13 protein-coding genes are annotated in these 14,934 nt (G+C 56.7%); 11 read left to right on the top strand and 2 right to left on the bottom strand.

From position 1 onward, the window contains the following. The 4 genes from CBW50_RS10675 to CBW50_RS10660 form a co-directional block, all read left to right on the top strand. On the top strand, positions 1–538 hold a 538-nt coding region (locus tag CBW50_RS10675), incomplete at its 5' end, for a helix-turn-helix transcriptional regulator (RefSeq protein ID WP_139842468.1). Between the two features lie 186 nt (positions 539–724). After that, on the top strand, positions 725–1,174 hold the full coding sequence (locus CBW50_RS10670; protein WP_086145509.1) for a hypothetical protein: 450 nt from the start codon (positions 725–727) through the stop codon (positions 1,172–1,174). A gap of 82 nt (positions 1,175–1,256) precedes the next feature. After that, entirely contained in the window at positions 1,257–1,631 is a 375-nt protein-coding gene (locus tag CBW50_RS10665) for a hypothetical protein (RefSeq protein ID WP_086145508.1), read from the top strand. Between the two features lie 63 nt (positions 1,632–1,694). After that, positions 1,695–2,219, top strand: a complete 525-nt coding sequence (locus CBW50_RS10660) for a hypothetical protein (RefSeq protein ID WP_086145507.1) — start codon at positions 1,695–1,697, stop codon at positions 2,217–2,219. A 26-nt stretch (positions 2,220–2,245) separates the two neighbouring features. On the opposite strand, the gene CBW50_RS10655 is transcribed toward CBW50_RS10660, so the two are convergent. Further along, positions 2,246–2,701: a tellurite resistance TerB family protein gene (locus CBW50_RS10655; RefSeq protein ID WP_046685140.1), complete on the bottom strand. Its 456-nt coding sequence runs from the start codon at positions 2,699–2,701 to the stop codon at positions 2,246–2,248. Between the two features lie 363 nt (positions 2,702–3,064). Here CBW50_RS10655 and CBW50_RS10650 point away from each other — a divergent pair, with 363 nt between their 5' ends. Both CBW50_RS10650 and CBW50_RS10645 read left to right on the top strand, forming a co-directional pair. Further along, positions 3,065–3,871 (top strand): lipid II flippase Amj family protein, encoded by an 807-nt coding sequence (locus CBW50_RS10650; RefSeq protein ID WP_086145506.1) that lies wholly within the window; start codon positions 3,065–3,067, stop codon positions 3,869–3,871. Between the two features lie 113 nt (positions 3,872–3,984). Continuing rightward, a complete protein-coding gene (locus CBW50_RS10645; RefSeq protein ID WP_139842467.1) occupies positions 3,985–6,057 on the top strand; it encodes an AAA family ATPase in 2,073 nt (690 codons plus the stop codon). Between the two features lie 101 nt (positions 6,058–6,158). On the opposite strand, the gene purL is transcribed toward CBW50_RS10645, so the two are convergent. Continuing rightward, complete coding sequence (purL, locus tag CBW50_RS10640; protein ID WP_086145505.1) at positions 6,159–10,196, bottom strand: phosphoribosylformylglycinamidine synthase; 4,038 nt, start codon at positions 10,194–10,196, stop codon at positions 6,159–6,161. 643 nt (positions 10,197–10,839) lie between these two features. Here purL and CBW50_RS10635 point away from each other — a divergent pair. The 5 genes from CBW50_RS10635 to CBW50_RS10620 all read left to right on the top strand — a co-directional run bounded on the left by CBW50_RS10635 (position 10,840) and on the right by CBW50_RS10620 (position 14,796). Continuing rightward, positions 10,840–12,465, top strand: coding sequence for a tetratricopeptide repeat-containing response regulator (locus CBW50_RS10635; protein WP_086145504.1), 1,626 nt, complete (start codon positions 10,840–10,842; stop codon positions 12,463–12,465). Positions 12,466–12,540: 75 nt separating this feature from the next. After that, a complete protein-coding gene (locus tag CBW50_RS29330) occupies positions 12,541–12,936 on the top strand; it encodes a hypothetical protein (RefSeq protein WP_172404729.1) in 396 nt (131 codons plus the stop codon). Between the two features lie 199 nt (positions 12,937–13,135). After that, a complete protein-coding gene (locus tag CBW50_RS10630) occupies positions 13,136–13,621 on the top strand; it encodes a hypothetical protein (RefSeq protein WP_086145503.1) in 486 nt (161 codons plus the stop codon). A gap of 348 nt (positions 13,622–13,969) precedes the next feature. Then, entirely contained in the window at positions 13,970–14,284 is a 315-nt protein-coding gene (locus tag CBW50_RS10625) for a hypothetical protein (protein ID WP_139842465.1), read from the top strand. A gap of 83 nt (positions 14,285–14,367) precedes the next feature. Continuing rightward, positions 14,368–14,796: a DUF4279 domain-containing protein gene (locus CBW50_RS10620; RefSeq protein ID WP_086145501.1), complete on the top strand. Its 429-nt coding sequence runs from the start codon at positions 14,368–14,370 to the stop codon at positions 14,794–14,796. Positions 14,797–14,934 lie beyond the last annotated feature (138 nt).

Here is a 14,934-nt window from a genome sequence, read left to right as displayed (position 1 = left end):
CGGCTTGGCCGCGCTGGACGCCATGGGTGCCGCCGCGCTGCTGCTCGACGAACACCTGCGCGTGCTGTTCGCCAGCGCCGCCGGCCACGCCTTGCTCGACGCGCCCCTGCGGCTGGGGCCGCCGCCCGCCCTGATGCGCGCCGTGCGCCTGGTCATTGCCAGCATGCACGGCGCGCCGCAATGCCAGTCGCTGCGCCTGCCGCGCGGCCAGGCCCCGGCGCTGGTGCTGACGGTAGCGCCCTTCCCCGCCTGGCGCACGCCGTGCGCCCTCGTCATCGCGCGCGATCCGGCCCTGTCGAACATGTCGATACCCGCGCTGCGCCAGCTGTTTGACTTGACGCAAGCCGAAGCGCAAGTGGGCCAGGCCCTGGCGCAAGGGGCCACCATCGAGGAAATCTCGGCCCGCTGCGGCATCAGCGTCAACACCGTCAAGACGCACCTGCACCACGCCTACCTGAAGACGGATACGCGGCGCCAGGGCGAACTGATCGCCCTGTTCCACGGCACGACGGCGCACCTGGCCGCCTTCAACGCCTGAGGCTGTGTCATCCGATCGGATGATGCGCGCCGCATCTTGCCTGCCTACACTTACAAGACCGGATGGCCGCGCCTTGCCAATGTGACAGCAGCGCACGCGGGCAAGCCGGTTCGATTTCCCTGGCACCCACATCAACATCGCCGCGCCGTCAGCGCACGGCGCCAAATTTCAAGGATGGGCTGGAAAATGAAAACATGGATCCTGGCCGGCACCCTGGGCGCATGCGCCCTGCTGGCAAATGCACAATCGCTCCCCGACAGCCAGACCGTCGTCATTCCGGGCGGACGCCTGCAGACGATAGAACTGCCGGCACACAGATACTTCATGAGTGCGGAAACGTTTTCCCCGTTCCGCGGCGGCTATGAGCTGTCCAACGGCCAGGTGCTCCACCTGCGCAATATGAGCAGCATCGGCGCCCTCATGTACGCGCGCATCGACAACCAGGAAGAACACCGCATCGTCGCCACCGGCAGCAACAGCTTCGTGGCGCTCGACCAGCAGCTGGCCATGCGCATCGACCTGCGCGACGATGGCAGCGTGGGCGGCGAAGTGCTGATGATGGTACCGGCCGAGAACCTGGCCAGCGGCGAGGTCGTGCCGGCCCACGTGCAAAACATGAGCCTGGCGTCGCGCTAAGCGGCAGGCGCCGGGCCGGTGCAGGCAGCACCAGCCCGCAGCGCATTCCGCATGGGTGGCAGCCATGAGCAGACAGTATTCTGTGCAACAGCAAAACGCGCTGACCCTCGCTGCCATCCGACAGACGGCGGCCTGGTGGCGCGCGCGGCCCCTGCCGGACGCCTTGCGCCAGTGCGCGGCCAGCCATGGCGTGGCGCTGGACACGGCCCTCATGCTCGACCTGCAACTGGCCTGGCCCGGCATGCCCGCCGTGTACGGCAAGCTGCTGAGCGCCGACGGCCGCTTCATTCATTTCGAGATGGATCTGGACGACAAGCTGCGCCCCCTGCCCGGCAGCGTGGCGTGGGACGACATCAGCCCCGGCTACGACCTGGCCGCGCACAAGCGCGGCACGGGCGTGGGCTATGGGATGTTGTGCAAGAAAGTACTGCAGGAATTGAATCGCGGCGCGTCCTAGCGGAACCGCCGCCTTCGCATGCTATGATCGGCGCCCCGATCATGAGACAAATGGCAACGCCACATGCAGCATCCATCCGGCAGTCAATCCCGATCCCTGCTGCGCCGCGGCCTGCGCCTGCTGGCCTGGCCCCTGCTGGCCCTGGTCAGCGCCGCCTGCACCAGCACCACGCGCCATCCTGCCAGCGAGCCCACGCCAGTCATCCTGCGCTTTACCTATGACGATGGCAAGCCGATGCGGCATGACGATTACCTGGCCCAGGCGCGCCAGGAAACGTATATCAAGTACTGCAGCAAGATAGGCAGCACCAGTGTCTGCGACATCGGCTCGGATCCACTCTTCACGGGCGGCGACGCCCCGCTGGACGCCAACGGCGAAGTGCGCGTCACCCTGCACTCGACCGGTCCCATCGGTAACAATCCGACCAGTCTTTGCATCAAGGGCAAAGGCTACGTCTTTGATTCCGGCGACTGGAAACGCGGTCCCTTCAGCCCCGGCCAGGTGATCGAGATCCGCTACAGGATACGCGAAGTGGACATGGCGTGCCCCTGGTCGTCGGGCACGCCGCCGTGGTGGGACAAGAGTTAAGCCAGCCGGAGCCGGCTGGCCCGGCTTTACTGCAACTCGAACTCCGCCGGAGTCAAGCCCAGCTCGCGCGCGATCTTGCTGGCCACGCGCTGCTCGTTGGCGTCGAAATTACCGTCCGACGAAGCGACGGCGATGATCATGCGCACCAGCAGGCGCGACGCCTCCACATTCGACTTCATCTTGCCCAGCGCCTGATAGGCCTTGGCTTCACCGATATCCTTGTCGAACTCCAGCTGGCCGACATACTCCTGGAAAGCCTTGATGACATCGCTGGTGGTAAACACGGATAGCGCGTCATTGCTTTCAATAAACTTCACCATCTTCTGCTTCTCTTCCGCACTGACGCTGCCGTCGGCCATGGCGATCAGGGCCGAGCCCGCCATCGCGGCGTTGAGGAAATCCTTGTTCTTGTACTTCAAGGCCTCGGTTTTCAGTTCGCTTGCCTTGGTCTTCAGTTTGGACAGAAAGGAATCGAAACTCATGGTGTACCTCCGGGTTGGTTGATTCATATCGAGCGGCAAGTCTTGCCGCCACCAGGGATAGTTGAGGGTGCAAGCTTGAAATACAAGCAAGGGATAAGCTTAAGTGAGCCAACGGTATTGACCTCACCCACAGGCAAAAAGCCGGGGTCAGTCACTTCGTGATCGTAATGCCCCCCATTGGGGGACATTACCCCTGTAGGGTCTGACCCCAGTTTCTGCCTTGGGGTGAAATTCAGTCAACGCCACACAAACCAGCACAAACCACCACAAAACCCCAATCACATAAAATTAGCTTATTTGCAGTTGAAAAATATGTAACTTCATGGCAGCATGGAATTACATTTTCTTTACTGCAAGGTTGTGATGGACAAGCAATTGCTGCTGATTTGCGCGCTGACGTTCATCATCCACCTCATCGGCACCCTCGCCTACTCCGTGCGCATCGCCGGCATCCGCACGCGACGCATCGCCGTCTCGCTGGCCCTGTTCAGCATTCTGATGCTGCTGTCGCGCACGTCGAACTCTTTCCTGGGGCCATTCCTGGCCAAGCGCGTGGAAACGGGCATCGACCAGCACGTGGCCGCCAGCACCCTGCTGGCCGACTTCCGCTGGCTGCTGTTTTCCGCCAGCCTGGCGACGATACTGGGCGCAATCCTGATCCCCACCTTCCAGCGCGCCTTCTGCCGCGCCGTCGAACACTTCCAGGTGCACAGATCGGTACCGAAACTGCTGCTGCACGCCGTTTTCAAGGGCGGCTTGTCCTACCTCAAGACCTCCGCCAGCCTGCCCAAACCCGCCAACGTCACGGGCCTGCGCCAAAAATCCGGCGTCTCTATATCCATGACAGCCATGAACGTCATCGCCACGGCCCTGTGGACGGTGGGCGTCTTCGCGGCGTTGTATGCCGGCGTGCTCGACCCCAGCGTGCGCGTCACCTCCAGCACCCTGTCATCGATCATCAACGGCGGCGCCACTATCATGATGGCCGTCTTCATCGACCCGCACATGTCGGGCATGACGGATGACGTTATCGAAGGAAGGATCGAAGAATCGCAGTTCAGGCGGGCGGTGGTATGGCTGGTGGGAAGCCGATTGGCGGGCACGCTGATCGCGCAGTTTTTGCTGGTGCCGTCGGCGGTGGTGATTGTGGGGGTGGCGAAGGGACTATAAGCCTATGAAATAATTCAAAATATATTTTAAATAAAATGAAGAAAATAGAAGCAAAAAAAACACCTTAATAATCCAACTACCAAATAAAAATACAAATCAAACAAAGGTACGTCATGAGAATTAATATAAAAAATTGCAACAATATAGATGAAGCAAATATATCCGTAGAAATTGGAAGACTAAATATAAAATACGGCGCAAACGGAACAGGAAAAAGCACTATTGCAAAAGCCATTGAATTAACATCAAAAAAACCTATCGATCTAAGTTCTTTAATACAATTCAAATTCAGAAGCCTCCCAGAAGAAGAAAGAAAAATCCCCTCAATTGAAGGAATCGAGGCCTTTAAATCAATTTCAGTCTTCAATGAAGATTATGTTAGCCAATTTGTATTTAAGCAAGATGAAGTTTTAAAAAATAGTTTCGACATATTTATAAAAAATCAAAACTACAAAGATAAGATGTTAGAAATACAAAATATAGTTTCCGAAATAAAAGAAACTTACGAAAATGATTCTAACATTGATGATGCAATTAAAGATCTATCCGATTTAGAGGACAGTTTTGGGAAGTCACAAACAGGATACTCAAAGGCAGGTCGAATCGGCAAAGGCGTTGGCGGCGGCAATAAGATAGAAAATATTCCTGCAGCAGTCGAACATTACAAGAATTACATAAAGAGTGAGTGCAATGTAAAATGGATAAAATGGCAAATAGAAGGCAATGAATTCTTAGAAATATCCACAGAATGTCCTTACTGCGTCGCACCAACAGATAAAAAGAAAGAAAGCATTCTTGCAATTAGCAAAGAATATGATGCAAAATCAATTGAACACCTTGTAGCCCTTCAAGGAATTATTTCAAGACTCGGAAAATACCTTAGCGAGGAAACCATTCGTCTATTGACCCCAATAATTAATAACAAAGATGGTTTAACAAAAGAAGAAATTGGCTACCTTACAGGACTGAAAAATCAAGTAACAATTCTAAAGGAAAAATTGAGAGATATAAAATCCATCTCATTCTTCTCTCTAAGGGATTCAGGAAAAGTGCAAGAACATCTAGAAAATTTAAAAATAAATATAGAATTGCTTCCATTATTAAATTCGGAAGAGTCGAGAAAAATCATTGAAGAGGTCAATGCCTCATTAAATATTGTCACTATCAAAGCAGGAAAACTGCAAGGCGAAGTAAATAAGCAAAAGAATGGAATTGAGACAGCAATATTAAAATACAAATCAGAGATAAATTCATTTTTGCGATATGCTGGGTATAAATATGTTGTTGAAATACAAGCAGAAAATGAAGAATACAAAATGAAACTTCGACACGTTGATTTTTCCGAAAATATTCAAAATGGAAATCTTCATTTAAGTTACGGAGAAAGAAACGCATTTTCAATTGTGCTTTTTATGTATGAATGTCTAACGAGAAACCCTGACCTAATTATTCTTGACGATCCAATTTCATCGTTTGATAAGAGTAAAAAATTTGCAATTCTAGAAATGCTATTCAGGGGAAAGGATAGCTTTCGAGGAAAAACGACGATCATGCTTACCCATGATATTGAACCAATAATTGATATGGTAAAAAGCTTAAGCCACACTTTTCAGCCAAGCCCATTAGCTTGTTTTCTAAAAACAAAAAAAGGCATTATCGAAGAACTAATTATAGAGAAAAACGATGTGACAAGTTTCGGTCAAATATGTGACGAAAATATGGCACTTTTAGACAGCGATATCATTAAAATAATATACTTAAGGCGACAGCAAGAGATACTCAACGATAAAGGGATTCAGTACCAACTACTATCAAATTTATTGCATAAAAGGCAGGTTCCCATGCTTAAAGAAGATGGTACAGAAAGGATTATGAGTGAACAAGAAATCGATTGTGCGACAATCAAAATTCGAGAAAAAATCATCTCCTTTGACTACGAAAAAATACTTGCCGAAATAACAAACAATGACAAAATGACGTTCGCATACGAGAATGCGCGCAACAGTTATGAAAAATTACAAATTTTCAGAATAATAAATAATGAAAACCACGAAAATGATGTTGTCAAAAAGTACATAAATGAATCATTCCACATTGAGAATGACTACATCATGCAGTTAAATCCACATAAATATGATTTCATTCCAGAGCATATTATCTCTGAATGCGACCTGTCATTTAAATAAATTTCGCCCATAAAAAAGCCGCTGTCTCCCGACAGCGGCTTTCTCATTCCTACTCCAGCAGCAGCGCCTTGAACCAAGACGCCGCGCTGAAAGCGAACTAATTACCCCACAAACTTCCGTGCATTCCTGAACATGCGCATCCACGGCGAGTCCTCGCCCCATGCTTCAGGGTGGTAGGACTGCTGGACGCTGCGGAACACGCGCTCCGCGTGCGGCATTAACACTGTAAAGCGGCCGTCCGGCGTAGTGACGGAGGTGATGCCTTCCGGCGAGCCGTTCGGGTTGTACGGGTACGCTTCCGTGGCGGCGCCCTTGTTGTCGACGAAGCGCATGGCTTTGGTGACCTGGGTGATGTCGCCCGTTTGCGAGAAGTCGGCGTAGCCTTCGCCGTGGGCGATGGCGATGCCGGCCTGCGTGCCGGCCATGCCGTTGAAGAAGATCGATGGGGAATCCATCACTTCGACCATGGCAAAGCGGCCTTCGAATTTCTCCGACTTGTTGCGCGTGAACTTAGGCCAGGCGTGGGCGCCGGGGATGATCGACTTCAAATTGCTCATCATCTGGCAGCCGTTGCAGATGCCGAGGCCGAAGCTGTCCGTGCGGTTGAAGAAGCGCGCGAACTGTTCCGCCAGGCTGGCGTTGAACAGAATCGTCTTCGCCCAGCCTTCGCCCGCGCCCAGCACGTCGCCGTACGAAAAGCCGCCCACGGCGATGACGCCCTGGAAGTCGTCCAGTTTCACTCTGCCCGCGATCAGGTCGCTCATGTGCACGTCGACAGCCGTAAAACCTGCCTGGTGCATCACGTAAGCCGTCTCGATATGCGAGTTGACGCCCTGCTCGCGCAGGATGGCGACACGGGGACGCACGCCGGTGGCGATGAATGGCGCGGCGATGTTGTCGTTCTGGTCAAACGTGACGATAGGCGACATGCCCGGATCCTGCACGTCCAGCAGGCGGTCGTATTCGGCGTCCGCGCAGGCCGGGTTGTCGCGCAGGCGGGCGATGCGCCAGCTCGTTTCGCTCCACAGGCGGTGCAGGTCCGCGCGCGGCTGGGTGTAAATGAGCTTGGCGTCGCGCGTGAATTCGATCACGTCGCGGTCATTCAGTTTGCCGATGATATGGCTGCAGGCGCCCAGGTTGAAGGTGCGCAGCACGTCCATGACGAGCGACTTTTCTTCCGCGCGCACCTGGATCACGGCGCCCAGCTCTTCGCTGAACAGGGCGCGCAGGGTCAGTTCGTTGCGGCGTTCCGCCACCTGGCCGGCCCAGTTCTTGGCGTCGCCCCAGTCGCTGGCATGCTCGCCTTCCATGGTCAGCATGTCGAGGTTGACGGACATGCCCGTGTGGCCGGCGAAGGCCATTTCCGTCAGGGTGGCGTACAGGCCGCCGTCCGAACGGTCATGGTAGGCCAGCAGCTTGTCGTCGCTGTTGAGCTTCTGGATGGCGGCGAAGAAGCCTTTCAGGTCTTCCGCGCTGTCCACGTCCGGCGTTTCATTACCCAACTGCTGCAACACTTGCGCCAGCGCCGAGGCGCCCAGGCGGTTCTTGCCGCGACCGAGGTCGATCAGGATCAATGACGTGTCGCCCTGGTCCGTTTTCAGCTGCGGCGTGAGCGACTTGCGCACGTCCGTTACCGGCGCGAACGAGGAGACGATCAGGGAGACCGGCGACGTGACGGATTTCGCCGCGCCCGTGTTCTCGTCTTTCCACGTCGTGCGCATCGACAGCGAATCCTTGCCGACGGGGATGCTGATGCCCAGCGCCGGGCACAGGTCCATGCCGACGGCCTTGACCGTGTCGTACAGGGCCGCGTCCTGGCCAGGCTGGCCGCAGGCGGCCATCCAGTTGGCGGACAGCTTGATGTCGGAAATATCGGCAATCGCGGCGGCGGCGATGTTGGTGACGGCTTCGCCCACGGCCATGCGGCCCGAAGCTGCCGCGTCGATGACGGCCAGCGGCGTGCGTTCGCCCATGGCCATCGCTTCGCCCAGGTAGCCCTCGAAGCTCATGGTGGTGACGGCGCAATCGGCCACCGGCACCTGCCACGGTCCCACCATCTGGTCGCGCACGGTCATGCCGCCCACGCTGCGGTCGCCGATGGTGATCAGGAACGATTTGTCGGCCACGGTCGGCAGCAGCAGCACTTTTTGCGCTACATCAACCAGGTCCATGCCCGTCAGGTCAATCGCCGGGAAGTCGTTGGCCACGTGGACCACGTCGCGCTGCATCTTCGGCGGCTTGCCCAGCAAGACATCCATCGGCATGTCGACCGGTTCATTGCCCAGTTCCGGGTCGATCAGTTTGAGCTGGCGTTCTTCGGTGGCCACACCCACGGCGGCGAACAGGCAGCGTTCGCGTTCGCACATGGCTTTGAACAGGGGCAGGCTTTCCGGCGCAATGGCGAGGACGTAGCGTTCCTGCGATTCATTGCTCCAGATTTCCTTCGGCGCCATGCCCGATTCTTCCAGCGGGATCTTGCGCAGGTCGAAAATCGCGCCGCGCTTGGCGTCGTTGGTGATTTCCGGGAAAGCGTTCGACAAGCCGCCCGCACCCACGTCGTGGATGGAGATGATCGGGTTGTCCGCGCCCATTTGCCAGCAGGCGTTGATGACTTCCTGGGCGCGGCGTTCCATTTCCGGATTGCCGCGCTGGACGGAGTCGAAGTCCAGGTCGGCCGTGTTGCTGCCGGTTGTCATCGACGAGGCGGCGCTGCCGCCCATGCCGATGCGCATGCCCGGGCCACCCAGCTGCACCAGCAGGCTGCCGACGGGGATGTCGTTCTTGTGCGTGTGCTGCGCCGAGATATTGCCGATGCCGCCCGCGATCATGATGGGCTTGTGGTAGCCGAACACGGCATCTTTGTCTGCGCCGACGTTCTGTTCATAGGTGCGGAAGTAGCCGCCCAGGACAGGACGGCCGAATTCGTTCGAGAACGCGGCGCCGCCCAGCGGGCCTTCGATCATGATCTGCAGGGGCGAAGCGATGCGTTCCGGCTTGCCGTATTGATCCGCCTCAGTACGCGCGGCCAATGGCGCCGTCACGGAAGCGGCCGTTTCCCAGCTGCGCACGGCGTCCGGCAGCGACAGGTTCGATACCGTAAAACCCGTCAAACCGGCCTTCGGCTTGGCGCCGCGGCCCGTCGCGCCTTCGTCGCGGATCTCGCCGCCCGCGCCCGTGGAGGCGCCAGGGAAAGGAGAGATGGCCGTCGGGTGGTTATGCGTTTCCACCTTCATCAGCGTGTGCGTCAGTTCCGTGGAAGCCGCGTATTCGTGGCTGGCGCCGCGCGGGTAGAAGCGCGAGACCGTGGCGCCTTCCATGATGGACGAGTTGTCGCTGTAGGCGACGATGGTGCCCTTCGGCTGCAGTTCGTGCGTGTTCTTGATCATGCCGAACAGCGACTTGGGCTGCGCCACGCCGTCGATGGTCCAGTCGGCGTTGAAGATCTTGTGGCGGCAATGCTCGCTGTTCGCCTGCGCAAACATCATCAGTTCCACGTCCGTCGGGTTGCGGCCGGCCTTGGTGAAGGCGGCGTCCAGGTAGTCGATTTCGTCTTCCGACATCGCCAGGCCCAGCTCGACGTTCGCCGTTTCCAGCGCGGCCTTGCCCTGCCCCAGCAAGTCGATCGATTCGAGCGGACGCGCTTCCAGCGTGCGGAACAGGTCCCTGGCGTCGTCGGCGCTGCGCAGCACGGATTCCGTCATGCGGTCGTGCAGCAGGTCGGCCACGGCCTGTACCTGCTCGTCCGTCAGTTTGCCGGCGCCGATGGCGCTGCCCAGGATGCCCGATTTCAGGTTGATGCGGAAGGCGATGCCGCGTTCGACGCGCTTGATGTGCGCCATGCCGCAGTTGTGCGCGATGTCGGTGGCTTTCGAGGCCCACGGCGAAATCGTGCCGAAACGGGGGATGACGAAGAATTCTTCGGCAGCGCCTTCCGTATTGTCAGCGTGGGCCGGCTCGCCGTATGTCAGCAAGGCGCCAAGGCGCGTGCTGTCGTCGGCCGTGAGGGGCGCGCTGGCATCGATGAAATGGACATAGCGTGCTTGTACGGCAACGATCGCAGGCGAGACGGCTTGCAGTTGGCTTAACAGACGGTGGCTACGGAAATGGGACAGGGCATTGGAACCCGGCAGTATCAACATGGTTGGAAGGTGGTTGATGCAGCGTGGCTGCGGGTTAAAGGTAGGTATGACAATATCTTTCGTACGGCAAATTTCCTTTGCGCGCATTATACCCGTTTTACCCCTGCTTTATTACCGGAACTTATGGCTTTGCGGCCATTTTGCCCCTGAAACCGGCAGTTTTTGCCAACTTGCAACATCCCCGCTCCGGTTCGGCCACGCCCTTGCCGATCGACACCAATACAGGCGTGCTGCCGTGCGCTGTCGCCGCCAGGCGCGAGGGGCATGGCGGCGGCGCTGGCGCAAAGATCAGCAACGCGCATGACGGGTATCAACACCGGACAGAGACAAGCCGCCCGCTACGGCCTTGCGCATCCTGGCCGCGGCATGGCGCGGCAGCCAACGATAGTTGCTTTTAGAATACTATCACGCTAGTCAACTGCGCGCCGAACGAGAGGCGCAGCGCCCTTGCGACAGCTGCCCATGTCGTGAAATACAACGCCGGACGCCGCCGGGCACGCCTGCCCCCGCGCCCGATGCCCGATTGCATGCATTTTGCTGGCAAGGCCGGGCGGCTTTGCAGTATGCTGACAAAAAACAATTCTGCCAGGCACATACAAGAATGGCGCCGCGGATGACCACACAGATGAACGAGAGCTGAACAATGCCAGAACATAGCGACTTATCTGTCCTGATCGTCGACCCGAACCCCAGCATGCGGGGCAATCTGCACAATATGCTGAACCAGGCGGCCATCACCAAGGTGGAATACGCGATCAATTCCGGCACGGCCATCCGCCTGCTGACGAAGAAGCCGTTCGACATCATCCTGTGCGAATACGACCTGGGCAGCGGCACGGACGGCCAGGATGGACAGCAATTGCTGGAAGACTTGCGCCATCACAAACTGATCGGCCTGTGGACGATCTTCATCATGCTCACGTCGGAAGCCATCCACAGCAAGGTGATCAGCGCGGCCGAGCTGACCCCGTCCGACTATATATTGAAGCCGTTTACCGTCGATGTGCTGAGCGGGCGCATCGCGCGCGCCATCGAACGGCGCGCCCTCTTCCTGCCCACCTACCAGCTGATCGACAAGGGCGATTTGCGCGAAGCCGTGAAGAGCTGCCGCGCGGCCGAATTGCAGCACCCGCGCCTGGCGGCCGATTTCGCCCGCCTGCGCGCCGAGCTGCATTTGTCGCTCGGCGAATGGACGGAAGCGGAACAGATCTACGCCGACATGCTGGCCTCGCGCCCCATGGCCTGGGCCCACCTGGGACTGGCGCGCACCCTGTTCGAACAGCAGCGCCACGAAGAGGCGCAGGACGCGCTGCTGGAACTGGTGGAAGTCAATCCCCGCTACATGGCCGCCTACGACTTGCTGGCGAAAAACCACGAAGCCATGGGCCAGCAGATACAGGCGAAGAAAATCCTTGAGGACGCGGTGGCCATTTCGCCGCACATGGTGCGCCGCCTGCGCCACCTGGGCGGCATCGCCTTCGACACGGGCGACATAGGCGCGGCCGAGCGGGCCTACAAGCAGGTGGTCACCAAAGCCAAGTATTCGGAGTTCCGCGACCCGGAAGACCACGTCAACCTGGTGAAAACGCTGGTCAAGAAGGGCGACGCGCCACAGGCCAGCGGCGTGCTGCGCGACATGGAGCGCTCGCTGCGCGGCGACGCCAACGTGGAAGCGTGCCGCGCCATCTCGGCCGCCATGCTGCATGAATTGTCGGGCAACGACATCGCCGCCGCCAACGAACTGCAGCTGGCCGCCGCCGCCCTCGACGGCGCGCACGGCCTGTCGACCCAGCTGAAGGTGGGCCTCGTGCAGAGCTGCCTGAAGAACAACCTGGAGCAGGCGGCGTCCGAGGTCATGATGAAACTCGTCAATGAAGCGGACAGCGACGTGACGATGGAAGCGGCCGTGGACGTGTTTGAGAAAGCGGGCCGGCATGACCTGGCGCAAGGCATGGGCCAGCAAATCACGCACCAGGTGCAGGAACTGATGCAGGACGCGGCCAGCAAGGCGGAAAGCGGAGAGCTCAAGGGCGCCGTCTTCGTGCTGCGCCAGGCCCTGCGCAAGACGCCTGGCAACCTGCCCGTGCTGTTCGCTTCCGTCGACGCCATCTTGCGCCAGCTCAATATGCTGGGCTGGGAAGCGCCGCTGGCCGAACAGGCGCAGCACCAGATGCAGATGATCCGCAAGATCGACCCCAGGCATCCGCAGCTGGAGTCGCTCCGGCAGCAGTATGCGGCCACGCAGCACAAGTACGGTATTGCGACCTGACTGGCGCCTGCTCGCTGGCCTGTTTATCTTCCGGGGGGCGGCCCTGGAGGTCAGCCCCCACCCCCTGCTTTCGGGTTGAGCGCGCCTGACAACACCTTTTCATTAATCGAAAAGCAACAATCGCATGCGCCGGCCTGTGCCGAGCCTGGGCTGGCGCCCATGCGCACCCATGTGACAATGTGTGAATTTTTCCTCTTGGCAATTTGTTACCCTGCTGCTCGCAACCACGAGCCGCCCGGGCATGACGCGACGCTGTCGCAGTGCGTCTGGCTGTTTATGAAAATTAGCAATGAACAATCAATCGAAGGCTCTGCATGTATATTGTCACTCCCTTATTCTTTGTCGCAGGTGCTGCCCTGCTCATTTTCGGCTTCAGGAAAAACGATCGAAAACTGCTTGCCTTCGCAGCTTGTCTGTGGCTGGTCTGCGGCGCATGGGATGAATTTTCTGAAGGCTTTATCGATGGCGTGAACGCCAGCGCCCCGGCAGTGTCATCTTCGCCTGCGCCTTAGCAGGCACCACTTTTTAGCCAGGCTGGGCATGTAGCTTGCTTGGAGCCCGTTTGCGGCCAATAACAGACATAGCCGCATTGCGGACCAATGTCATAATCATTATTTTATAGTCCATATTCATGAGAATAATTTCCGCTGCGCTACTGCTATCGACCTCCTTGCTGAATACTCAAGCTCAAGCGGGACATAACGAGGACTGTGATCGCCCCGAATTCGCACAGCAGTATGCTGCAGGCTTTAAGGGCGAATTGAATGGCGCGCTAGAAAAATTCAAAAACCAGGATAAGTACTACCGCGCCAAGCTGAATGGGATGAAAGCTGTGCTGATTAAAGCAGGTACATGGACAGAGGTGGAGGCTTCAGTCTTTATGGTCAAGGCCAGCATTACCGATGACGACGCCAGAGCGCTGGAGGCCGAACGCAAGAAAGCTGCCAGCGATTTCAAGGTACAACTATTGTCATTGGACGGTATTCCTTTCATGGCTGGTGGCAACAAATCTGCTGAAATACGTGCCAACTGTTTGCTTGGACCAACTACCATCAGTAAAGCCGATGTTTTATATGCTGCGTTAGAACGAGCGTGGAAACTGCTCGAATCCAAGATCGCAACAGAGGCGCAAGCGAAAAATGTCACCTTGCCATAAGTTATATTGGTTCGGATATATCACTAGCGGAGGTTCGGTGGGCGAACTATACAAGTGACGAGCTTCCGTCAGTCGTGGCACGCGTGGTCAATGCCCTTATTCATTCCGGCTGCAAGGTCGGATTCGGTAATCCGGACGATAAAGAGTGGCAATCCGACATAGCCGTACTGAACGTAGAAAATCCCGGCGCCGAAATCGCAGCAAGGTGGCTTGCGGAACCAGAAAATGTTGAGTTTCTGATGTTTTCATGTCAACGTGGCAAGCGAGCATAGACATATTCAGTACCTGCCGCTTTGGGGCATATAGTCGCTAGCGACCGAAGTCGGCCAGAAGCGGCCAGAAGCGCCATTGGACCGCAATCAGAGCAAAGAATGGAAAGAATTGATGGTTCGACTTGACTGTTCTGGTATCACCTTCGCCTCGCAACTTGACGAACGACATTTGTTCGAGTGGGGCATGCAAATTTCGGGCACGCTTCGCTGGGAGCAGGATGCTCTTGTGATGAAATCTTCGAACCTCAGTCAAGCGTCCTTGCGGGACTTGCTAGCGCTTTTTGCCCGGTATCAAATACCCATGAAACAGCTGGCTCAGTTTAGAAATGCCAGGAATGAAAGTTGGTTTGCTGCTCCGAAAATGTATTGGTATATACAGGTTTTCGGCTAGGCGGTAATCGGCCAAAAACGGACTTTGAAGCATCAACCGAAACCGACCTTTTAACTCGGTATAACGAACGATCACACTAAATTATGGGACTACTCCGTCAATCAGCAGCAAGCCTAAGAATTTTTGGTGACAAACTCCAGCCGGCGGAAATCTCGCGCATGTTGAAATGCGAACCAACCCAAGCAAGAGTAAAGGGAGAAGTGATCAAGTATCCTTCTGGAAGGGAGCGAACAATGACCTGCAGGAGTTGCTTTCTTACGGCTGATAGGACGGAGCCGGAAGACCTTGATGGTCAGATCAAATGGTTGATGGCCAAAATGACTGACGATCTCATGGTCTGGCAGGCCCTGACCTCTTCCTGTGACGTAGACATGTTTTGTGGCGCGTTCATGCAGAGCACGAACGACGGCCTCTCCCTCAGTCCGGAAACCATGCTTGCGCTTGGTTCACGCGGAATCAAGTTCGATCTCGACATCTATGGTCCTCATGACGTTAGCGATGGCGACGATTAGCTGAACAACGACTTTGAACTTGAGAAGTCGATCTGTAAACGTCCGCTTTGGGGTCCAAACCGCCGTACATGACGGCCTTCGAGGACGATAAAGCCGGCGCTGACGTCACGTGCTGCACGCACGCCGTGAGCACCCAGC

It is taken from the genome of Janthinobacterium sp. GW458P (assembly GCF_002127585.1).
In the GTDB taxonomy this organism is placed as follows: domain Bacteria; phylum Pseudomonadota; class Gammaproteobacteria; order Burkholderiales; family Burkholderiaceae_D; genus Janthinobacterium.
This window is presented reverse-complemented; position numbering and strand designations above follow the sequence as displayed.

What these genes read in the sequence shown, in the direction of transcription:
- CBW50_RS10660 (WP_086145507.1), top strand. Translation starts at nt 1,695, where the DNA reads ATGCAGCATCCATCCGGCAGTCAATCCCGATCCCTGCTGCGCCGCGGC.
- CBW50_RS10620 (WP_086145501.1), top strand. Translation starts at nt 14,368, where the DNA reads ATGGGACTACTCCGTCAATCAGCAGCAAGCCTAAGAATTTTTGGTGAC.
- purL (WP_086145505.1), bottom strand. Translation starts at nt 10,196, where the DNA reads ATGTTGATACTGCCGGGTTCCAATGCCCTGTCCCATTTCCGTAGCCAC.
- CBW50_RS10650 (WP_086145506.1), top strand. Translation starts at nt 3,065, where the DNA reads ATGGACAAGCAATTGCTGCTGATTTGCGCGCTGACGTTCATCATCCAC.
- CBW50_RS10670 (WP_086145509.1), top strand. Translation starts at nt 725, where the DNA reads ATGAAAACATGGATCCTGGCCGGCACCCTGGGCGCATGCGCCCTGCTG.
- CBW50_RS10645 (WP_139842467.1), top strand. Translation starts at nt 3,985, where the DNA reads ATGAGAATTAATATAAAAAATTGCAACAATATAGATGAAGCAAATATA.
- CBW50_RS10635 (WP_086145504.1), top strand. Translation starts at nt 10,840, where the DNA reads ATGCCAGAACATAGCGACTTATCTGTCCTGATCGTCGACCCGAACCCC.
- CBW50_RS10655 (WP_046685140.1), bottom strand. Translation starts at nt 2,701, where the DNA reads ATGAGTTTCGATTCCTTTCTGTCCAAACTGAAGACCAAGGCAAGCGAA.